Origin of the sequence: Klebsiella oxytoca NBRC 105695, assembly GCF_001598695.1 — a bacterium.
Lineage (GTDB): Bacteria > Pseudomonadota > Gammaproteobacteria > Enterobacterales > Enterobacteriaceae > Klebsiella > Klebsiella oxytoca.
Genome location: NZ_BCZK01000004.1, coordinates 342,362 through 362,991, shown reverse-complemented (window position 1 = coordinate 362,991; position 20,630 = coordinate 342,362). Strand labels below are relative to the sequence as shown.

Here is a 20,630-nt window from a genome sequence, read left to right as displayed (position 1 = left end):
CCGATGTTGCTAATCAGCGACACTTTGTACAAAAAGCGACCATCATCATCCGTGCCCATAAATAGTAAAAAGACATTATATTTCATTGTGTTAATAAAATGTTTTGAGATGTGGCATAGTTCGTGCATAATTATAACCAGTGGCTCATTCACCTTCTTATGTCAGCCCCTTCGGGACGCGCTACATAAACTTCGAATGACGCACAAACAGGTGCCTGCCGTCCAACTCCTGATAACAGCTCTGCTTTATCAGTCATCGGGCGAAACGTCGAGTAAGGCACCGCCTCATTTCTTAATAAAGCCAGGCTCCCGTAGCCTGGCTTTATTATACTCGTCGTCTTTTGTGCTACAGGTGCGTTGGCCGCATCTGTTCACCCCGGTCACTTACTTGAGTAAGCTCCCGGGGATTCTCAGCTTTGCCGCCTTCCTGTAACTCAAAATCCATAGAGTATATTGGGTATATTCAGGTAGCATCGTAGTGAGCTAATGATTGAGACCCTATCCGTGAAGCGACTCTCCCTTTTCCCCCGTTCGCTGCGCCAGCTGGTCACGCTATCCTTCGTGCTGATCCTGCTTCCGCTGCTGGTGCTGGCATGGCAGGCGTGGCAAAGCCTTAACGCCCTCAGCGCCCAGGCGGCGCATATTAATCGCACCACCCTTATCGACGCCCGCCGCAGCGAGGCGATGATTAACGCGTCGCTGGAAATGGAGCGTAGCTACCGGCAATACTGCGTGCTGGACGATCCGACGCTGGCGCGGGTCTATCAAAATCAACGCCAACGCTACAGCGAAATGCTTGACGCTCACGCGGGCGTTCTGCCTGATGAAAAAATCTGGCAGGCGCTGCGTCAGGATCTCGACGATCTGGCCGAGCTGCAGTGTAAAAATAGCGGCCCGGCGGCGAAGTCAGCAGTCAGCCTGGAAGCGTTTGCTTCCGCCAATAGCGACATGGTCCAGGCAACCCGGACGGTGGTCTATTCGCGTGGACAGCAGCTGCAGCAGGAAATCGCCGAGCGCGGCCAGTTCTTCGGCTGGCAGGCGCTGGTGCTGTTCCTGCTCAGCCTGGCGCTGGTGCTGCTGTTCACCCGCATGATTATCGGCCCGGTAAAGGGCATTGAAAGAATGATCAACCGACTGGGCGAGGGGAAATCGCTGGACGATGCCGCGCTGTTTACCGGCCCGCGCGAGCTGCGCTCCGTCGGTAAACGCATTATCTGGCTGAGCGAACGCCTTGCCTGGCTGGAATCCCAGCGCCATCAGTTCCTGCGCCATCTTTCCCATGAGCTGAAAACGCCGCTGGCCAGCATGCGCGAAGGGACGGAACTGCTCGCTGACCGGGTGGCCGGGCCGCTGACGCCCGAGCAGCAGGAGATCGTGGAGATTCTGGATAACAGCAGCCGCAACCTGCAAAAGCTGATTGAGCAACTGCTGGACTATAACCGCAAACAGGCCGATGGCCCGATTGCGCGCGAGACGGTCAACCTGGCCGAACTGGTGGAAAATGTGGTTTCTGCCCATAGCCTGCCGGCAAGAGCTAAAATGATGCATACCGAACTGTTGCTCAGCGAGCGTTTTTGCGAAGCGGAGCCCGCTCTGCTGGTGAGTGTACTGGATAATCTCTACTCCAATGCGGTGCACTATGGTGCTGAATCCGGTAACATTCGAATCCATAGCTATCGGCACGGCGAGCAGGTGCGCATTGACGTCATTAACGACGGCGAGCCGATCCCGTCCGCAGAAAGAAACATGATTTTTGAGCCTTTTTATCAGGGAAGCCACCAGCGTAAAGGGGCGGTAAAAGGCAGCGGTCTGGGGCTGAGCATTGCCCGCGACTGCGTACGGCAAATGCAGGGCGAGCTGAGCCTGGTTGATGAGAAGTCAGGGCTAATCTGTTTTCGTATCACGCTCCCCGTCGCCGAGTCTGGAAAAAATAACGTCTAACTATCGGGTGAATATGTCCCACTTCTTCGCATTTGTCCGTCCCCTCAGGGGATGGCTGCTGTCAGGCATTTCCTGCCTGGCGCTGGCGGGATGTTCCGCCTCTACATCACCACACGCCGCGGATGGCAAAACGCTCTCCGCGCTGCCGCAGCATCAGGTCGCCGATTTTCTTTCGGTGGAGTGCGCTGATATCTGGAATCTGCAAAGCGAAGCCAGCGACAAAAATCCGCTCTACTGGCTGCGTGGAATTGACTGCGCCGATCGTCTTGCTCCGGTGCAGGCGCGGGCGGAGGCCCGGCTGCACAGCGGCGACAGCTGGCAGGATGCCTTTAAGCGCGGCATTTTACTGGCTGATGCCAAAATTACGCCTAACGAGCGCCGGGAACTGGTCGCCAGTCTGGATAGCTTCAGCCCGCAAATCGCCCCTCAGGTGCGCCCGCTCTATCAGCTCTGGCGCGATGCTCAGGGCCGGCAGCTTCAGCTGATTGACGAGCGTTCCCGCTACGCCAAACTGCAGCAGTCAAACGATGCGGAGCTGGAGACGCTGCGACAGCAGGAAATTGAGCTACGCAGTCAGCTCGAACTGACGACCCGCAAGCTGGAGAATCTCACCGATATCGAGCGTCAGCTCTCCAGCCGTAAACCCGGCGGGAACTTCAGCTCTGACGCCGGGCACGGCGGCGATAAAGTCCCGGAGGTGATTCATGACGATCCGTAAACCCGCCCGTCTGCTATTAGTGGACGACGATCCGGGGCTGCTGAAGCTGCTGGGTATGCGTCTGGTCAGCGAAGGGTATAGCGTACTGACCGCCGAGAGCGGGCCGGAGGCGCTGCGCACGCTGAGCCGCGACAAGGTCGATCTGGTGGTCAGCGACCTGCGGATGGACGAGATGGACGGACTCCAGTTGTTCAGCGAAATCCAGAAGGTTCAGCCGGGGATGCCGGTGATTATTCTCACCGCGCACGGTTCCATTCCGGACGCCGTTGCCGCGACCCAGCAGGGCGTGTTTAGCTTTCTCACCAAGCCGGTGGATAAAGACGCCCTTTATAAAGCGATTGATGACGCGCTGGAGCAGAGTGCGCCAACCACCGACGAGCGCTGGCGTCAGGCGATTGTGACCCGTAGCCCGCTGATGGAGCGACTGCTGGAGCAGGCCGGGATGGTGGCGCAGTCGGACGTCAGCGTGCTGATTAACGGCCAGAGCGGTACCGGCAAGGAGATTGTCGCCCAGGCAATTCATAACGCCAGCCCGCGCCGCGATAAACCTTTTGTCGCCATTAACTGCGGCGCGCTTCCCGAACAGTTGCTGGAGTCAGAATTGTTCGGCCACGCGCGTGGCGCTTTTACCGGCGCAGTCAGCAATCGCGAGGGGCTATTCCAGGCCGCGGAAGGCGGGACCCTGTTTCTTGATGAAATTGGCGATATGCCGGTTGCGCTACAGGTGAAACTGCTGCGCGTTCTGCAGGAACGTAAAGTGCGCCCGCTGGGCAGCAATCGCGATATCGATATTGATGTGCGGATTATTTCTGCGACCCATCGCGACCTGCCGAAGGCCATGGCGCGAGGCGAATTTCGTGAAGATCTGTTCTATCGTCTCAACGTGGTGAGTCTGAAAATCCCGCCGCTGGCTGAGCGTACGGAAGATATTCCGCTGCTGGCGAACCATCTGCTGCGCCAGTCTGCCGATCGCCATAAACCTTTTGTCCGCGCATTTTCCACGGATGCGATGAAGCGGCTGATGGCCGCTAAATGGCCGGGCAACGTGCGCCAGCTGGTGAACGTGATTGAGCAGTGCGTGGCGCTGACCTCTTCGCCGGTCATTAGCGACGCCCTGGTAGAGCAGGCGCTGGAAGGGGAAAACACCGCGCTGCCGACGTTTGTCGAAGCGCGGAATCAGTTTGAGCTCAATTACCTGCGCAAGCTGCTGCAAATTACCAAAGGGAACGTCACGCATGCGGCCCGGATGGCCGGGCGCAATCGCACCGAATTTTATAAGCTGCTGTCGCGCCACGAGCTCGACGCTAACGACTTTAAAGAGTAGCTCCGGATGGTGGCGCAAGTTATGATACGGTTAGCAACCGGTTACGCGACTAAAACAGGAACACCATGAAAAAGATTGATGCGATTATTAAACCCTTCAAACTGGATGACGTGCGTGAAGCGCTGGCCGAAGTCGGCATCACCGGTATGACGGTAACGGAAGTGAAAGGCTTTGGCCGTCAGAAGGGGCATACCGAGCTGTATCGCGGCGCGGAGTATATGGTCGATTTTCTGCCGAAAGTGAAAATCGAAATCGTTGTTACCGATGATATCGTCGACACTTGCGTGGATACCATTATCCGTACGGCGCAGACCGGCAAAATCGGCGACGGTAAGATCTTTGTCTTTGATGTCGCGCGCGTGATTCGTATCCGTACCGGCGAAGAAGACGACGCGGCGATTTAAGCTGTCAAACCGGATGGCGGTCCGGCAATTTCCGGGCCGCCTGCATTTATCGCTCCGTTTACAGCACCTTGTGCGGGCCGAAGCACTCATAATGAATGTTGCCGCTGCTCACGCCCAGATCTACCAGCTGCTTCGCGGCAAACTGCATAAACGCCACCGGGCCGCAGAGATAGAACTGCATTTGCGGGTCGCCGATCTTGTCGGCCAGCGCCGTTAAATCCATCAAACCTTCACTATCAAACGCGCCGGATTCACGGTCCGCTTCGCTCGGGCTGCGGTACCAGACGTGAGAAGTAAACTTCGGCAGCGTTTCACCCAGCGTTTTAACTTCGTCCGAGAAGGCGTGTACGTCGCCGTTCTCTGCCGCATGGAACCAGTTCACCTGCGCCGGATGCTGCGCTTTTGCCAGCACATCCAGCATCGCCAGCATCGGCGTCTGACCGACGCCGCCGGAGAGCAGCGTGACCGGGGTTTCCGGCGCCACGTTGAGGAAGAAATCACCGGCCGGCGCGGCCAGATAAATCACGTCGCCTTCTTTCGCTGAATCATGCAGCCAGTTTGAAACCTGGCCGCCGTTTTCACGTTTAACCGCGATACGATAGCCTCTACCGTCGGGTTTGCGGGTCAAAGAGTACTGGCGAATTTCCTGATGCGGAAAACCTTCCGGCTTCAGCCAGACCGCCAGATACTGGCCTGGATGATATTCCGCTACCGCGCCGCCGTCGACCGGCTCAAATTCAAAGCTGGTAATCAGCGCGCTGCGCAGCGTTTTTTTGACGATGCGGAATGCGCGGGTGCCTTCCCAGCCGCCGGTTTTGCTGGCGCTTTCGTTATAGATTTGCGCTTCACGATTAATAAAGACGTTGGCCAGCACCCCGTAGGCCTTGCCCCAGGCATCCAGTACTTCCTGGCCCGGACTGAACATCTCATCGAGGGTCGCCAGCAGGTGAGTACCAACAATATTGTACTGCTCGGGTTGAATCTGGAAGCTGGTGTGCTTCTGGGCGATTTTCTCTACCGCCGGCAGCAGGGCGGGCAGGTTCTCGAGATTGCTGGCATAGGCGGCAATCGCGTTGAACAGCGCCTCGCGCTGGTCGCCGTTGCGCTGATTGCTCATATTGAAGATTTCTTTTAATTCGGGATTGTGAGCAAACATGCGGTCGTAAAAATGAGCGGTCAGTTTTGGACCGGTTTCAACCAGCAGGGGGATGGTGGCTTTCACCGTAGCGATGGTCTGGGCGTCGAGCATAGCAGCTTCCTTTATAAGTTATCTTAATGATGCATATTAAATGCATCTTATAAAAATAACCCTGCTTTGTAAATGGTTCTTTAACGCTTTACCTTAAGACAGTTACAACATGAATTATTTGCATCACAAACCTGAAAAGAAATCCGTTGATAATCGAATGTGCTTTATTGCTCAAAGCCTTGTGTAATGCGGAGCCAATCGTTTGCGTAAAATCCTTTGTCAAGACCTGTTATCGCAGAATGATTCAGTTATACTGTGGGCCGTTGTCCAGGTGGACCGCCTTTTTAGGCCGAAATTTTATTGTTAGCTGAGTCAGGAGATGCGGATGTTAAAGCGTGAAATGAACATTGCCGATTATGATGCCGAACTGTGGCAGGCTATGGAGCAAGAAAAAGTACGTCAGGAAGAGCACATCGAACTGATCGCCTCCGAAAACTACACCAGCCCGCGCGTAATGCAGGCGCAGGGCTCTCAGCTGACCAACAAATACGCTGAAGGATACCCGGGCAAGCGCTACTACGGCGGCTGTGAATACGTCGATATCGTAGAGCAGCTGGCGATTGACCGCGCTAAAGAACTGTTCGGCGCTGACTACGCTAACGTGCAGCCGCACTCCGGCTCCCAGGCGAACTTCGCGGTCTATACCGCTCTGCTGCAGCCGGGCGATACCGTTCTGGGTATGAACCTGGCGCAAGGTGGCCACTTGACTCACGGCTCTCCGGTCAACTTCTCTGGCAAACTGTACAACATCATCCCTTACGGTATCGATGAGTCCGGTAAAATTGACTATGACGATATGGCTAAGCAGGCTCAGGAACATAAACCGAAGATGATTATCGGTGGTTTCTCGGCTTATTCCGGCGTGGTTGACTGGGCAAAAATGCGTGAAATCGCTGACAGCATCGGCGCATACCTGTTCGTCGATATGGCTCACGTTGCCGGTCTGATCGCCGCAGGCGTTTACCCGAACCCGGTTCCGCATGCTCACGTCGTGACCACCACCACCCACAAAACCCTGGCTGGTCCGCGCGGCGGCCTGATCCTGGCGAAAGGCGGCAGCGAAGAGCTGTACAAAAAACTGAACTCTGCCGTATTCCCGAGCGCCCAGGGCGGCCCGCTGATGCACGTTATCGCGGCGAAAGCCGTCGCGCTGAAAGAAGCGATGGAGCCAGAGTTCAAAGTTTACCAGCAGCAGGTAGCGAAAAACGCTAAAGCGATGGTCGAAGTGTTCCTGAACCGCGGCTACAAAGTGGTTTCCGGCGGCACTGAAAACCATCTTTTCCTGCTGGATCTGGTCGATAAAAACCTGACCGGTAAAGAAGCTGACGCAGCCCTGGGCCGCGCCAACATCACCGTCAACAAAAACAGCGTGCCGAACGATCCGAAGAGCCCGTTTGTGACCTCCGGTATCCGTATCGGTTCTCCGGCGGTGACCCGTCGCGGCTTTAAGGAAGCAGAAGTCAAAGAGCTGGCCGGCTGGATGTGCGACGTGCTGGACAACATCAATGACGAAGCGGTCATTGAGCGCGTGAAGGGTAAAGTGCTGGATATCTGCGCACGCTTCCCGGTCTATGCGTAAGCGTTAGCGTTGAGCTAAAAAAGGCCGCTGATGCGGCCTTTTTTGTGCCTGTTGATTAGCGGCGGTCGAGCGAAATCGCTCCGGGCCCGGTTATTGCCAGCAGCAGGAAGGCTCCGGCAATACTGACGTTTTTCCAGAAGTTAATCATGTTCGGTAGTACCGCATCGCCGGACATATTCCAGTAGTGATGGCCAATCACCGCGGTGCCAAGAGTATAAAAAATAAAGATCACCGCCAGCGGGCGGGTGAAAAAGCCCAGCACAATTAAAATGGCCGCCGGCACCTCCATAATAATGGCAATGATGGCCGCAAGCGTTGGCATCGGCGCGCCGGAGGAGGCCATATACTGCACCGTGCCGCTAAAGCCGAGCAGCTTGGGATAACCGAAAAGAATAAACAGCACCACTACCGCGATACGCGCAATCAGCAGCAGCAGAGAGCGGGAGGAACCAAAGTCAAAGTAGCGTAGAGTGTTCATGATCAGCTCGTTATGAGAGACGTGTGATTTAAACGTAATACACAAATTTGCGCTCCGCCACGTCCCCCTGACGATTAACGCAGCGTCTGCAGTTGCTCCTCAACATACAGATAACCGATCCCCATCAGCTGCTGAGCGCGGGTCAGTGTGCCAAAACCGATTTGGGTGGCATGCGCTCTCGGCGTATCGCCGTGGTCAAACGGATTAAAGCCGGTTTGTTTGACGATACTCTCCAGCCACTGTTCGCCAAAAGCACAGCTGCGACCGTATAGCCAGATCTGGTTAATATTCAAAATATTTAAGAAATTATAAAGACTTAAGCCAATAGCGTTGGCGGCGTTATCAACCCATGCGCGAATATGCACGTCTCCCTGTTCCCAGGCCTCAATGAGCGATGCCGTGGTTAACTGCTCCGGAGATCGCTGCGCCTCAGGCTGGGTTTTAAGCCACATCCGCGCCTGTTTTTTCAACGCGCTGAGGGAGGCTACGGTTTCAAGACAGCCATATCTCCCGCAGTCGCAGGCTTTGCCGTCAGGGTTCACAATCGTGTGTCCAATCTGCCCGCTGCCGTAGAGGCTTCCTCGATAAATCTGATCGTTAATCACAAACGATGATCCAATACCGTAATCGACGTTGATCACGCAAAAATCCGGTTGTGGGCCCGGATGCTGCCATTTCTCCGCCAGCGCCAGCATCACGCAGTCATTATCTACCCGTACCTGCACGCCGAGCTGTTCTTCCAGCAGATACTTTATTTCAATCGGCGTTTTCCAGCGCGCCTGGGGCATGGTTTGTGAAACGCCGGTGATCGGATCAACCTGACCATGGACGCCAAGGGCGAGATTGATGCTGTGCTGCGGGTAGAGGCGGTGGATACGCCGCCAGCATTCCACGATGGCCTCCAGAAGGGCCTGCGGCGTAGGGGCATCGATGGGCAAATGCTGGTGGCCGTCAACCGCCAGTAGACGGGCATCGGCAAGCTGATACTCAATACTGGTCGGCGTAATATTCATGCATAGCGTCCAGGCTCCGCGCGCGGGGATCTGGTAGCTTCCGCTGTTCACGCCGCGTTTGCTCATTTTTTCCGTGGAGTGATCGATCAGTCCCTCGCTGAGCAGCTCTTCAAGAATATTGCTCACCGCCGGAATAGAGAGTCCGGTGAGCTGAGAAAGCTGGGATTTACTCAGCTGCTTCTCCCGCCAGAGATGAGCCAAAAAAATGGATTTATTGGCCTGTCTGACCCGGGCATTATTTAAACCGGTACGCTGCATACACTTAACTCCCTTAACTTTATTGCGTGAGCATTGCGCATTTTAGCAGCTAAGTGACGATATAAACTCCTCTCATAGCGAATTTTACCTTACTTTGTTTAGTGGAGGCGTCATGTACGGTTCGGTTAAGGTCTGGCAGGAAATAATTACATTACCTACGTGGACAACGGGGGCGGAGGATCCGAACCCCATGTTTCTGGAAAAACGCGTTTATCAAGGTTCTTCAGGTAACGTCTATCCCTACGGCGTGATTGACACCCTGACCGGCGAACGTGAGATGCGCGATTATCAGGCAGTATGGATGGAGAATGATTTCATTCGAATTATGCTGTTACCGGAACTCGGCGGCCGTATACATCGGGCGTATGACAAGGTTAAACAGCGCGATTTCGTGTATTACAATGAAGTTGTGAAGCCCGCCCTGGTGGGGCTGCTGGGGCCATGGATCTCCGGCGGTATCGAGTTCAACTGGCCGCAGCATCATCGCCCGACGACCTTTATGCCGGTCGACTTTTCGATCCAGTGCGGGGAAAACGGCGTGCAGACCGTATGGATGGGGGAAGCGGAGCCCATGCGCGGTTTGCAGGTCATGACCGGGTTTACTCTCTATCCTGACCGCGCGCTGATTGAAATTACCGGTAAGGTCTTTAATGGTAACGCCACGCCGCGCCATTTCCTGTGGTGGGCCAACCCGGCGGTAAAAGGCGGCGATGCTCACCAGAGCGTTTTCCCGCCCGACGTCACCGCCGTGTTCGATCACGGCAAGCGCGATGTTTCCGCTTTCCCTATTGCCACCGGTACCTACTACAAAGTCGACTATTCTGCGGGCGTCGATATCTCCCGTTATAAAAACGTTCCTGTGCCCACCTCGTATATGGCGGAGAAATCGGATTACGATTTTGTCGGCGCTTATCACCATGACGAGCGCGGTGGGCTACTGCATGTTGCCGATCATCACATCTCTCCGGGCAAAAAACAGTGGAGCTGGGGCTATGGCGACTTTGGCCAGGCATGGGACCGCAATCTGACCGACGAAAATGGCCCTTATATTGAGCTGATGACTGGCGTCTACACCGATAACCAGCCTGACTTTACCTGGCTTGCGCCTTATGAAGAGAAGATTTTTGTGCAAAATTTCCTTCCCTATAGCGAGCTGGGAATGGTGCAAAATGCCAATACGCAGCTGGCGCTGAAGCTGGTTCGCGAGTCTGAGCAGCTACAGCTCGGCGTTTACGCCATTGCGCCGCTGGAAAATATCGTTGTTGAACTCAGTGCTGAACAGCAGCCGCTGTATGAAACTCAGCTTACGCTGAAGCCCGGCGAGAGTTGGCGGCATACGCTGCCGGAACATGACGTCGGTCGCTTGACCATCAAGGTGAAAAGTGCAGACAAGCAAGTGCTACTGGATTATCACGAACATATTACTCAGCAGACGCCGCTGCCCGAACCGGCCTCAGCGCCAGCGATGCCGGAAGAGATTCACAACGGTGATGAGCTCTATTTTATCGGCCAGCATCTTGAACAATACAATCACGCCAGCCGCTATGCCGCAGATTACTATCGCCGGGCGATAGCCCTCGATCCGCAGGATTATCGCAATAATGTTGCCCTCGGGACGCTGGCGTTTAACCAGGCCGACTGGGTTTTAGCGGAGCAATGCTCCCGCGCCGCGCTACTTCGCGCCCATCGTCTGAATAAAAATCCGCGCGATGGCGAAGCCAGTATGCTGCTTGCCAGCGCGCTGGAAAGGCAGGGAGATGAACAAGGCGCCTGGGATCACTATTACAAAGCATCCTGGAGCGGTAACTGCCGCGATGCTGCATGGTGGGCGCTGGCAAGGCTGGCGATGAAGCGTGGTGATACGGCCGACGCGCTGGAAAAGGTCAACACCAGTCTGCAGTTCAACGCCAGCAACCATCTGGCTATGGGGCTGAAAGCGCTGGCGTTAGCGGACAGCGGGCGGACGAAAGCGGCGCAGGAGTATATTTTCGCCTGTCTTAAACAATACCCGTTGAGCTATCCGCTGCACTGCGCGCGCTGGATGATTGAGCCCAGCGACGAAGCGCGAGAGAACCTACTGCGGGTAACGGGGCGCAGAGGGATCAACGGCAGCCTGCTGGCGGGCTGGCTGCTTTCTATCGGACAGAAGCAGGCGGCGAAAGAGATGCTTGAGGTGCTGGATTGCCAGGAAGCGCTGCCGATGCTGTGGCGAGCCTCGTTAAGCGATGACGCAAATAAACGGCAATGGTTGATTGCCGAAGCCGAGCGCTGCCATCCGCAAAAAGTGCGTTTCCCCAATACGCTCGATGAAGTTCAGATGCTGCAAACCCTGAGCGACAGCGCTTTCGCCCGCTATCTGCTCGGTTGCTTCTGGTACAGCAAACGACGCTATGAAGAGGCGGTCAGTTGCTGGCGCGAGACGCTGGCAAAATCACCCGACTATGCGCCCGCTCATCGCCTGCTCGGGGTTTACGCCTGGAACAAACAACAAGATGCAGCGCAGGCGCTGGCTTATCTACAGCGCGCCGTAGAGCTTGAGCCCGAAAACGCGCGCTTCCTCTTTGAGCTTGATTTTCTGCAAAAATCACTGGGTACGCCGGTAAACGAACGACTGGAGAAGCTGGCGGCGCGCAAATCGGTGGTGCTGAAGCGGGACGATCTGACCGCTGAGCTGCTAAGCCTGTGGAATGCTTCCGGCCATTATGCCGATGCCGCCGCTATTCTCGGTACGCGCGTGTTTCATCCCTGGGAAGGCGGGGAAGGGAAAATCACCGGTCAGTATTTGCTCAATCAGCTGCATCGGGCTTTGCAGTTTATTGAACGCGAGGCGTTTAGGCAGGCTGCGGACTGTCTGAAAGACGCATTACGCTATCCCGATAATCTGGGGGAGGGGCGACTGCCCGGGCAGACGGACAACGATATCTGGTATTTGCTGGGCTACTGCACGGAACAGGCTGGGGATGCGCAGCAGGCAGAGGAATATTATCAGCTTGCCCTACAAGGAGGCTCAACGCTGGACGCCGGGCGTTACTACAACGATCAGCCCGCTGATTACCTTTTCTGGCAGGGCATCGCGCTGCGTAAGAGCGGTAACCCGGCGCAGGCCGAGCAGCACTTCCAGAATTTTATCACCTGGGCCGGGCAGCATCGGGATGACGTTCCGCAAGCCGACTTTTTTGCCGTCTCTCTTCCGGATTTGGTGGTGCTTGATGTCTCAGCGCAGCAGCAACATCAGCAGCACTGCTTGTTTATTGAAGCGCTGGGCCATCTGGGGCTGGGGAATGTATCCGCCAGCCAGCAGGCGATGCAGCGGCTTCTGCAACTGAACCCGGCTCATGATAAGGCGCATTTGATTCGTCATGCCCTGCAAAGCGGCATTTTTTCCTGAACCTCAAATGGGCGGGCCTGGCTCGCCTGTACCCTACTGTTCCCTGCGTTTCCCTTATAGAGGAATCATTATGAATAACGCGCAGACACATCTCAAAATGGGCTACGTCTGGACTATCTGTCTGGTCGCCGCCTGCGGTGGTTTACTGTTTGGCTATGACTGGGTAGTCATCGGCGGCGCTAAGCCATTTTATGAAGCCTGGTTTTCCATTACCGACCCGGCACAATCCGGCTGGGCTATGAGTTCGGCGCTGGTGGGCTGCGTTTTCGGCGCATTAATCTCGGGATGGTGCGCCGATAAACTCGGGCGCAAGCTGCCCTTAATACTTTCCGCCGTGCTGTTCAGCGCGTCGGCGTGGGGGACGGCGGTCGCCAGCAGTTTCGACATGTTTGTGGTTTACCGCATTGTGGGCGGCGTGGGGATTGGTCTGGCATCCGCTCTCAGCCCGCTTTACATCGCCGAAGTCAGCCCGGCAGAAAAAAGAGGGCGCTTTGTTGCGGTCAACCAGCTCACTATCGTGATTGGCGTGCTGGCCGCTCAGCTTATTAACCTGATGATTGCGGAACCCGTAGAGACGGGGGCGACGCAGCAAATGATTGTAGAAACCTGGAACGGGCAGATGGGCTGGCGCTGGATGTTCGGCGCAGAACTGGTTCCGGCGCTGGCGTTTCTGGTACTGATGTTTTTTGTTCCCGAATCGCCGCGCTGGCTTATGAAAGCCGGTAAGCCTGAGCGTGCCCGAGCCGCGCTGGAACGTATTGGTTCTGCCGACTATGCCGACAGAATATTACGCGACATTGCGCACACGCTGGAAAAAGATAACCATAAAGTATCCTATGGCGCACTGCTGGCTCCGCAGGTGAAACCGATCGTTATCATTGGCATGGTTCTCGCCGTTTTCCAGCAGTGGTGCGGAATCAACGTCATCTTTAACTACGCACAGGAGATTTTTGCCTCAGCGGGCTTCGATATTAACAGCACGCTTAAATCGATCGTCGCGACGGGGGTTGTAAACCTGGTATTTACCCTCGCCGCGCTGCCGCTGGTGGATAAAATCGGCCGCCGTAAACTGATGCTGCTTGGCGCTTCAGGCTTGACGCTGATCTATGTGCTGATTGCCGGCGCTTACGCCATGGGCATTATGGGCTGGCCGGTACTGCTGCTGGTGCTGGCGGCTATTGCCATTTACGCCTTGACCCTGGCGCCGGTCACCTGGGTACTGCTGGCTGAAATCTTCCCCAACCGCGTTCGCGGACTCGCCATGTCTTTAGGTACCCTGGCGCTGTGGATTGCCTGTTTCTTGTTAACCTACACTTTCCCTCTGCTTAATGCCGGACTGGGCGCGGCGGGCAGCTTCTTGCTGTATGGCATCATTTGCGCTGCCGGCTATCTCTATATTCTGCGCAACGTGCCGGAAACAAAGGGGATCACTCTCGAAGCCCTGGAAGAACAGCTGGCGCAACGCCATACGGGCGTTAATGCGGCGAAGCAGGAGCCGACGCGCTAATGGCGGAAGAGTGGATTATGGAGAACGCGCATCTGCGGATGTGCGTCTCTTCTCTGGGCGGCAAAGTGCAAAGTTTATTCTCGCGGCAATATCAGGCGCCGGTGCTATATGAAAATCCCGCTGGCGGCATGTTTCCGATGCTGCCGATGGCCAATCGCGTTGCCGGAAATCGCTTCATTTTTCAGGGCCGCGAGATAGTCCTGCCACGTCACCACGCCGACGCGCATTTTTTTCTCCACGGCGACGGTTGGCTGCAGTGCTGGGATATCATTGCGCGCGGCGGCGATTTTTGCGTGTTACAGCTGCGTCGGCAACATGTCTGCGGTTTCGATTACCTGGCGCAGATCCGCTATCAGTTGCTGCGTAACCAACTGATAGCGTCGCTGACGCTTACCCACTGCGGTAGCACGCCTATCCCCTACGGCTGCGGTTTTCATCCCTTTTTCTCCTTTGATAAGCGCAGCACGGTGCAGTTTGCCGCCAGTGGCTACTGGCCGGAAGGGGAACAGCACCTTCCTCTGAACTGGCAAAGCCCTCTTCCCGGCTATGCCGATTTCAGTCACCCGCAGTACGGTGAGGATCGCTGGCTAAACGTCGGCTATTCCGGCTGGAGTGGACGAGCGAGGATAGTAAGTAATGTGATGAATATCGCAATTCTTTCGCAAACTTCGTGGTTGATGCTCTTTAGAATGCAGGGTGAACCGTTCCTTTGCCTCGAGCCGCAAACTCACCCGGTAAACGCCCATAACATGGACGGCCAGCCGGGGCTGCGGGTTTTGGGCACCGGAGATACGCTGAATTTTTCGCTAAAAATAGACGTTCAGGGGCGCGAGTAGCGCCATTTTTGGGGCGAGGGCATCTTGCACCCGCCCCGCTTTATCGCCAGACTGTCGCCTCCATTCGGGAGGGAATCATGGTCTTACACTCCACGCGCTGGCTGGCGCTTAGTTACTTCACCTATTTCTTTAGCTACGGTATCTTCCTGCCTTTCTGGAGCGTCTGGCTTTCCGGACTTGGCCTGACGCCGGAAACCATCGGTATGCTGCTCGGCGCCGGGCTGGTGTCGCGTTTTCTTGGCAGCCTGCTGATTGCGCCGCGGGTCAGCGACCCGTCCCGACTGATCTCTTCTCTACGCATTCTGGCTTTGCTGACGCTGCTTTTTGCGCTCGCATTTTGGGTCGGCCATCATGTCGCCTGGCTAATGGTGATTATCGTCGGCTTTAACCTCTTTTTCTCGCCGCTGGTGCCGCTCACCGACGCGCTGGCGAATACCTGGCAAAAGCAGATCACCATGGACTACGGGCGCGTGCGTCTGTGGGGATCGATAGCTTTCGTCATTGGTTCGGCGCTAACCGGGAAGCTGGTCAGCCTGTATGACTACCGGATGATACTGGTGATGCTCAGCGTCGGTATTGCTTCAATGCTGCTCGGCATGCTGCTGAAACCGTCGGTGCAGCCGCAGGGAGAGTCCCGCCAGCAGGAAGCGGCCGGCCTGGCGGCCTGGCTTACGCTGGTGCGGCAAAGCTGGCGCTTCCTCGCCTGCGTCTGTTTGCTGCAGGGAGCGCACGCCGCCTACTACGGATTTAGCGCTATCTACTGGCAGGAGGCGGGGTATTCGGCCTCCGCGGTGGGCTATCTGTGGTCGCTTGGCGTGGTGGCGGAAGTGGTGATTTTCGCGCTGAGCAAAAAAGTCTTCCGTCGCTTTAGCGCCCGCGATCTACTGCTGCTGTCCGCGGTGTGCGGGCTGATTCGCTGGACGTTGATGGGCTGGACGACGGCGCTACCCTGGCTTATCGTCGCGCAGATCCTCCACTGCGGCACCTTTACGGTGTGCCATCTGGCGGCGATGCGCTATATCGCAGCGCGTCAGGGCAGCGAAGTGATCCGCCTGCAGGCGGTCTACTCCGCCGTCGCGATGGGCGGCAGCATTGCGGTGATGACGGTATTTGCCGGTTTCCTCTACCAGCATCTGCACCAGGGCGTGTTCTGGGTAATGGCGTTGGTGGCCTTACCGGCGCTGGTGGTGAGGCCAAAAGCGGTAGCCTAGGCCTCCAGCATTTTGCAAATCTGCTGCTGCTGATGATCGCTGAACGCCTCTTCAGCATGAAACAGCGGCGGTGAAAACAGCGGTAGCGCGGTGGTATAGGGAGTGACGATCAGCGTCACTTCCTTCGGGGCGCCCTCTTTCTGAAAGGTGCTCACGCTCAAATACTTGATATTGAGCGGCAACAGGGTTAACTCGCGCAGCTGCTGCTCCAGCGACTGCTCAAGATCCGGATTATCATCGGTAAGCAGCACCACCTGCTTCTCTTGCAGATCGCTTTTTTGCATCAGCCATGCGCCGAAAATCACCGCGATCAGGCTGACTTCCTCCTGGCTAAACCGCACTTGCCAGCTGGCTTCAAACTCCTCCAGTGCGGCCTGGGTGGTGCGCATCAGGCGGGGATAAAGACGGCCAATTTCCTCCGGCAGCGCGTTATCGATACCGATAGCGAAAACGCTGCGATGTAACGCCTGCGAGAGGTGGATATAGAGTTGATCGCTGAGCCCCTGTTCATCGCTAAACGGACGACCCGCCAGGTTCTGAAAGCGGTGAATCAGGCCAGATATAGCCAGATGCAGACGTCGATCCTGCTGATGACCATCGCGAATAGGATCGGGAGTTTTCAACAGCATAAACAGCAGGGTCAAAAACAGCTGTTCTCCTGCGTGGGGCGCTGCCGCAACCCGCCGCTGCCAGTGGCGGACAATCTCCTCCGCGAGGGCAAATTCGGCGGCGGCCTGCGCCCAGCGCTGCTGCTCGTGAGTGAAAGAGGGACTCTGCCCAAGGTGGTGCTGCAGCAAACAATACTGTAAATAAAGACGCAGAAAATGCACGTCGCGGCAGTCAAACTGCCGGTTCAGGGCGCGCGAGCAGCGGTTGACCAATGCCTGAAGATTGGTGTCATCATAGAGCGTGCGTGCGATACCTTGCTGTTTAAGCTGCGTTTTCAGAGCCGGGGTAAAATGGTGGCTGACAAAATGCGGGCACAGGCGCAGCCCGCGGCGCAGGCCGTGCAGCAGGCATAAGCGTTGATCGAGCGCGGCGCCTTCCATCCGATAGCTGCCGTCCGCTTGTGAAGTCAGGGTCAAGCGGTGATAACGCTGAATTTCGCGTCCCGTCTCCGCGATGTCCTGCCGGGCGGTATCCTCATCAACCTGGGTGAGGTTACCCAGCCATTCGGGCGTCACGGACTGCCCGGGCAGATAAAACATCAGGAGCACCTGGCTACGGCGCTGTGGACTGGAAAGCACAGATGGTGGTTCAATCACTGTCATCATCCGGTTAGTTCCAGTTAGGGTTTTCGTTAAGAGTAGTTAATGTATTGCGGGTGAACAGGGCATTTCCGGGTCTTTACATCAGGATTGCTGGCGGGGTTCACAGAATTTTTCACGCGAGGAACAGATGAAGAGAGTGAAACAATGCGTCAGCGTAGCGTTTTTCATGTTTTTATCGCTATCTGCGGCGGCGCATCCGCACAGTTTCATTAGTCTGCAAACCGAGGCCGTAGCGGAAAATGGGCAACTTACCGGCTTTAAAATGCGCTGGACGATGGATGAAATCACCTCCGCCGATCTGCTCTATGATGCGGGCAACGCCAAACCCGGTAGCGAAATCTGGAAAAAGCTGGCGGCGGAAGTGATGGCTAACGTACTGGGCCAGCACTATTTCAGCGAGCTGTGGCATAACGGTGAGAGAGTGAAGTTTGATAATCGGCCCGATGGCTATGGCCTTGAGCGCAGCGGCCATCAGGCGGTACTCTCTTTTACTCTGCCGCTGGCGAAGCCGCAGCCTCTGGCCGGGCAAACCTTCACCTTTTCCACCTACGACCCAACTTATTATGTTGATATGTATTATGACCAGGACGCAGACTTTGTTCTGCCGGCTGCAATGACAGCGGGCTGCACGGCAAAAGTGATGACGCCGAAACCTAATGAAAAAATGTTGTCCTACGCGCAGTCGCTGGATAAAGCGGATGCGCCGCCGGAGGATATGGAACTGGGGAATTACTTCGCGCAAAAGGTAACGCTGCAATGTCAGTGATTTTTGCACAAAACGGCCGTTCGCCGCGCTGGCGTCAGCTGTGGCCGCTGGCGCTGTTTCTGCTGCTGGCAGCCGGAGCTGGCTTCTGGCTATGGCGGGCCTGGCCGCAGGTGCTGCTGCAAAGCGCGGTCTGGCAGCGCGCGCTGAATGTCGAACTGAGTCGGCTTCTGCAGGCGGTTGCGGAGAATCCTGCCGCTGCCGGGCTGTCGCTGCTGGGATTTAGCTTCGCCTACGGCGTCCTGCATGCGCTGGGGCCGGGGCATGGCAAGGTGGTCATAACCACCTGGCTGGCAACCCATCCATCGAAGCTGAAATCGAGCATCGGTCTGACCCTGGCCGCCTCGCTGCTGCAGGGGCTGGTGGCCATCGCCTTAATCGTCGTGGTGCTGACGCTGCTGCGGCTGCCGGCAAGACAGCTGCATCTGAGCAGCTTCTGGCTGGAAAAGGGAAGCTATCTGCTGGTCGGCGCGCTGGGCCTTTTGCTGTGCTGGCGTGCGCTAAAAAAGCTGCGCGTACTGCTGCGCCGGCCGACATTCACCGCCTTCACCGCGCATCACGTTCATCACGCCAACTGCGGCTGCGGGCATCAGCATCTGCCGGCGCCGGAACAGCTGCAAAGCGGCGACGACTGGCGGGCGCGGCTGGCTATCGTGCTGTCAATGGGGATGCGGCCCTGCTCCGGAGCGATTATGGTGCTGTTATTCAGCAAGGTTATCGGCGTATTTAGCTGGGGCATGGCGGCCGCGATGGCGATGGCGGCAGGTACCTCGTTAACGATTAGCGCGCTGGCCCTGCTGGTGCATGGCTTCCGTCAGCTGGCGGTCAGGCTGAGCGCCGGCCGGGCGCCGGCGCTGTGGAAGCAGATTGGCTGGGCAACGCTGGCGCTGGCCGGAGGCGTCATCTTACTGGCGGCGGCGATAGTGATGTGGAGCAGCGCGATGCCATCGGGCGGCGGCCTGCGTCCGTTTTGAAGCGATAAAAAAAGGAAGCCGCGGCTTCCTTTTTGTTTTTCATGCGGTGAGAAATTAACGCTTCAGCGCTTCGCTCAGCTGCTCGCGCATATTGGCCAGCATCGCTTTCACAACGCGCGGGTTGCCTGCAACGATGTTGCCGGTCAGCAGGTAGTTATGGCCACCGGTAAAGTCGCAGACGATAGCGCCGGCTTCACGGGCGATCAGCTCGCCGGCCGCGAAATCCCACGGTTTCAGCGCGATTTCAAAGTAGCCGTCAACGCGGCCAGCAGCAACGTAGGCCAGATCCAGGGCGGCGGAACCGGTACGGCGGAAGTCCGCGCATTCGGTAAACATGTTGCCGAGGATGTTCATGTAGGAGGTCGCGTGCTGTTTTGCTTTGAACGGGAAGCCGGTGGCGATGATCGTGCCATCGAGATCGCGAGCGCTGCTGCCGCGCAGGCGGTAGCCGTTCAGCTGCGCGCCCTGACCGCGGGTTGCGGTAAACAGTTCGTTACGCATTGGATCGTAAACCACGGCTACTTCAGTACGGCCTTTAATGCGTACGGCAATGGAGACGGCGAAGTGGGGCAGACGTTTTACAAAGTTGGTGGTGCCATCCAGTGGATCGATAACCCATTGAACATCCTGATCTTCACCAGCGTGCTCACCGCTTTCTTCGGTGATGATGGTGTGCTGCGGGTAAGATTTGCGAATGGTTTCGATAATCATCGCCTCTGCGGCTTTATCGACGTTGGTCACAAAATCATTGCTGCCTTTCTGGCTGGTTTCTACGGAGTCAGGGGTTTCGTAGTGCTTGGCAATTAAATTACCCGCCTTGCGCGCTGCGCGCACGGCGATGTTCAGCATCGGATGCATCGGTATCTCTCACTGGATGTTAAAGAACGGGAAAAAACGGCGCATATAGTAACAGTGAAATCTGCTTATGTCTCCGTTTTATGATAGCATGCACGAATAATCTTTAGCCGAAGAACCATAATGCTGCAAAATATTCGAATCGTACTGGTAGAAACCTCACACACCGGCAATATGGGCTCCGTCGCCCGCGCAATGAAAACCATGGGGTTAACCAACCTCTGGCTGGTTAATCCTCTGGTTAAACCTGATTCTCAGGCCATCGCTCTGGCGGCCGGAGCCAGCGACGTGATTGGCAATGCCAACATCGTTGATACCCTCGATGAAGCCCTGGCGGGGTGCAGCCTGGTAGTGGGAACCAGCGCGCGTTCCCGCACGCTGCCGTGGCCGATGCTCGATCCGCGTGAATGCGGTCTGAAAAGCGTTGCGGAAGCGAAGCATGCGCCGATCGCGCTGGTATTTGGCCGCGAACGCGTAGGCCTGACTAACGAAGAGCTGCAGAAGTGTCACTACCACGTGGCGATTGCCGCGAATCCGGAATACAGTTCGCTGAACCTGGCGATGGCGGTACAGGTTATCTCCTATGAAGTCCGGATGGCCTGGCTGGCGGCGCAGGAACAAAATGAACCTGTCGCTGAGCATGAGGAAACCCCGTATCCGCTGGTGGATGATTTAGAGCGTTTCTACGGTCATCTGGAGCAGACGCTGCTGGCAACCGGATTTATTCGCGCCAGCCACCCGGGTCAGGTGATGAACAAACTGCGCCGTTTGTTTACTCGCGCCCGTCCGGAAAGCCAGGAGCTAAACATCCTGCGCGGCATGCTGGCGTCAATTGAGCAGCAGCAGAAAAATAAAGAATAAT

General features: G+C 56.4%; 17 protein-coding genes. 12 read left to right on the top strand and 5 right to left on the bottom strand.

Annotated elements, in window-relative coordinates:
- The first annotated feature begins 503 nt into the window (after positions 1–503).
- From KO1_RS09710 to glnB, 4 genes are all read left to right on the top strand, one after another.
- Positions 504–1,940, top strand: a complete 1,437-nt coding sequence (locus KO1_RS09710) for a sensor histidine kinase (RefSeq protein ID WP_094298922.1) — start codon at positions 504–506, stop codon at positions 1,938–1,940.
- Positions 1,941–1,953: 13 nt separating this feature from the next.
- The gene (gene qseG, locus KO1_RS09705) at positions 1,954–2,658 is read left to right on the top strand and encodes a two-component system QseEF-associated lipoprotein QseG (protein WP_004114463.1); all 705 of its coding nucleotides are present in this window, start codon (positions 1,954–1,956) and stop codon (positions 2,656–2,658) included.
- Complete coding sequence (gene glrR / locus KO1_RS09700) at positions 2,645–3,982, top strand: two-component system response regulator GlrR (RefSeq protein WP_064344215.1); 1,338 nt, start codon at positions 2,645–2,647, stop codon at positions 3,980–3,982. The genes qseG and glrR overlap by 14 nt, the downstream gene beginning before the upstream one ends.
- Before the next feature lie 65 nt (positions 3,983–4,047).
- Positions 4,048–4,386, top strand: a complete 339-nt coding sequence (glnB, locus tag KO1_RS09695) for a nitrogen regulatory protein P-II (protein WP_002914032.1) — start codon at positions 4,048–4,050, stop codon at positions 4,384–4,386.
- A 58-nt stretch (positions 4,387–4,444) separates the two neighbouring features.
- On the opposite strand, the gene hmpA is transcribed toward glnB, so the two are convergent.
- Positions 4,445–5,635: an NO-inducible flavohemoprotein gene (hmpA, locus tag KO1_RS09690; protein ID WP_064406911.1), complete on the bottom strand. Its 1,191-nt coding sequence runs from the start codon at positions 5,633–5,635 to the stop codon at positions 4,445–4,447.
- Between the two features lie 325 nt (positions 5,636–5,960).
- On the opposite strand from hmpA, the gene glyA reads away from it, so the two are divergent.
- Entirely contained in the window at positions 5,961–7,214 is a 1,254-nt protein-coding gene (gene glyA / locus KO1_RS09685; RefSeq protein WP_004104543.1) for a serine hydroxymethyltransferase, read from the top strand.
- Positions 7,215–7,269: 55 nt separating this feature from the next.
- Here glyA and KO1_RS09680 read toward each other — a convergent pair whose 3' ends face one another.
- Together KO1_RS09680 and KO1_RS09675 are read right to left on the bottom strand one after the other, a co-directional pair.
- Entirely contained in the window at positions 7,270–7,692 is a 423-nt protein-coding gene (locus KO1_RS09680; RefSeq protein WP_024274561.1) for a DoxX family protein, read from the bottom strand.
- Between the two features lie 74 nt (positions 7,693–7,766).
- Positions 7,767–8,963 carry an ROK family transcriptional regulator gene (locus KO1_RS09675; protein ID WP_017145536.1) on the bottom strand — a complete coding sequence of 399 codons (1,197 nt, stop codon included), beginning with the start codon at positions 8,961–8,963 and terminating at the stop codon, positions 7,767–7,769.
- A 112-nt stretch (positions 8,964–9,075) separates the two neighbouring features.
- Here KO1_RS09675 and KO1_RS09670 point away from each other — a divergent pair, with 112 nt between their 5' ends.
- The 4 genes from KO1_RS09670 to KO1_RS09655 all read left to right on the top strand — a co-directional run bounded on the left by KO1_RS09670 (position 9,076) and on the right by KO1_RS09655 (position 15,905).
- Positions 9,076–12,351 carry a DUF5107 domain-containing protein gene (locus tag KO1_RS09670; protein WP_024274560.1) on the top strand — a complete coding sequence of 1,092 codons (3,276 nt, stop codon included), beginning with the start codon at positions 9,076–9,078 and terminating at the stop codon, positions 12,349–12,351.
- Positions 12,352–12,421: 70 nt separating this feature from the next.
- Positions 12,422–13,858 (top strand): sugar porter family MFS transporter, encoded by a 1,437-nt coding sequence (locus KO1_RS09665; protein WP_017145538.1) that lies wholly within the window; start codon positions 12,422–12,424, stop codon positions 13,856–13,858.
- Entirely contained in the window at positions 13,858–14,694 is an 837-nt protein-coding gene (locus tag KO1_RS09660; protein ID WP_017145539.1) for an aldose 1-epimerase, read from the top strand. The genes KO1_RS09665 and KO1_RS09660 overlap by 1 nt, the downstream gene beginning before the upstream one ends.
- Positions 14,695–14,771: 77 nt before the next feature.
- The gene (locus tag KO1_RS09655) at positions 14,772–15,905 is read left to right on the top strand and encodes a 3-phenylpropionate MFS transporter (RefSeq protein ID WP_004104522.1); all 1,134 of its coding nucleotides are present in this window, start codon (positions 14,772–14,774) and stop codon (positions 15,903–15,905) included.
- Here the strand turns inward: KO1_RS09655 and csiE are convergent.
- A complete protein-coding gene (csiE, locus tag KO1_RS09650; protein WP_004104520.1) occupies positions 15,902–17,179 on the bottom strand; it encodes a stationary phase inducible protein CsiE in 1,278 nt (425 codons plus the stop codon). The genes KO1_RS09655 and csiE overlap by 4 nt on opposite strands.
- A 124-nt stretch (positions 17,180–17,303) precedes the next feature.
- Between csiE and KO1_RS09645 the strand changes: the two genes are divergently transcribed.
- Positions 17,304–17,942: a DUF1007 family protein gene (locus KO1_RS09645; protein WP_004114434.1), complete on the top strand. Its 639-nt coding sequence runs from the start codon at positions 17,304–17,306 to the stop codon at positions 17,940–17,942.
- Positions 17,933–18,913, top strand: a complete 981-nt coding sequence (locus tag KO1_RS09640; RefSeq protein ID WP_004104516.1) for a nickel/cobalt transporter — start codon at positions 17,933–17,935, stop codon at positions 18,911–18,913. Before KO1_RS09645 ends, KO1_RS09640 begins: the two co-directional genes overlap by 10 nt.
- A 54-nt stretch (positions 18,914–18,967) precedes the next feature.
- On the opposite strand, the gene suhB is transcribed toward KO1_RS09640, so the two are convergent.
- Positions 18,968–19,771, bottom strand: a complete 804-nt coding sequence (gene suhB, locus KO1_RS09635) for an inositol-1-monophosphatase (protein WP_004104514.1) — start codon at positions 19,769–19,771, stop codon at positions 18,968–18,970.
- Between the two features lie 120 nt (positions 19,772–19,891).
- Here suhB and trmJ point away from each other — a divergent pair, with 120 nt between their 5' ends.
- On the top strand, positions 19,892–20,629 hold the full coding sequence (gene trmJ / locus KO1_RS09630; protein WP_004104512.1) for a tRNA (cytosine(32)/uridine(32)-2'-O)-methyltransferase TrmJ: 738 nt from the start codon (positions 19,892–19,894) through the stop codon (positions 20,627–20,629).
- Position 20,630 lies beyond the last annotated feature (1 nt).

Bases quoted from the DNA above. Each gene is read 5' to 3' on its own strand.
- KO1_RS09665 (WP_017145538.1), top strand. From the start codon at position 12,422: ATGAATAACGCGCAGACACATCTCAAAATGGGCTACGTCTGGACTATC.
- KO1_RS09640 (WP_004104516.1), top strand. From the start codon at position 17,933: ATGTCAGTGATTTTTGCACAAAACGGCCGTTCGCCGCGCTGGCGTCAG.
- qseG (WP_004114463.1), top strand. From the start codon at position 1,954: ATGTCCCACTTCTTCGCATTTGTCCGTCCCCTCAGGGGATGGCTGCTG.
- KO1_RS09675 (WP_017145536.1), bottom strand. From the start codon at position 8,963: ATGCAGCGTACCGGTTTAAATAATGCCCGGGTCAGACAGGCCAATAAA.
- glnB (WP_002914032.1), top strand. From the start codon at position 4,048: ATGAAAAAGATTGATGCGATTATTAAACCCTTCAAACTGGATGACGTG.
- hmpA (WP_064406911.1), bottom strand. From the start codon at position 5,635: ATGCTCGACGCCCAGACCATCGCTACGGTGAAAGCCACCATCCCCCTG.
- csiE (WP_004104520.1), bottom strand. From the start codon at position 17,179: ATGATGACAGTGATTGAACCACCATCTGTGCTTTCCAGTCCACAGCGC.
- glyA (WP_004104543.1), top strand. From the start codon at position 5,961: ATGTTAAAGCGTGAAATGAACATTGCCGATTATGATGCCGAACTGTGG.
- suhB (WP_004104514.1), bottom strand. From the start codon at position 19,771: ATGCATCCGATGCTGAACATCGCCGTGCGCGCAGCGCGCAAGGCGGGT.
- KO1_RS09680 (WP_024274561.1), bottom strand. From the start codon at position 7,692: ATGAACACTCTACGCTACTTTGACTTTGGTTCCTCCCGCTCTCTGCTG.
- KO1_RS09655 (WP_004104522.1), top strand. From the start codon at position 14,772: ATGGTCTTACACTCCACGCGCTGGCTGGCGCTTAGTTACTTCACCTAT.
- KO1_RS09660 (WP_017145539.1), top strand. From the start codon at position 13,858: ATGGCGGAAGAGTGGATTATGGAGAACGCGCATCTGCGGATGTGCGTC.
- glrR (WP_064344215.1), top strand. From the start codon at position 2,645: ATGACGATCCGTAAACCCGCCCGTCTGCTATTAGTGGACGACGATCCG.
- KO1_RS09645 (WP_004114434.1), top strand. From the start codon at position 17,304: ATGAAGAGAGTGAAACAATGCGTCAGCGTAGCGTTTTTCATGTTTTTA.
- trmJ (WP_004104512.1), top strand. From the start codon at position 19,892: ATGCTGCAAAATATTCGAATCGTACTGGTAGAAACCTCACACACCGGC.
- KO1_RS09670 (WP_024274560.1), top strand. From the start codon at position 9,076: ATGTACGGTTCGGTTAAGGTCTGGCAGGAAATAATTACATTACCTACG.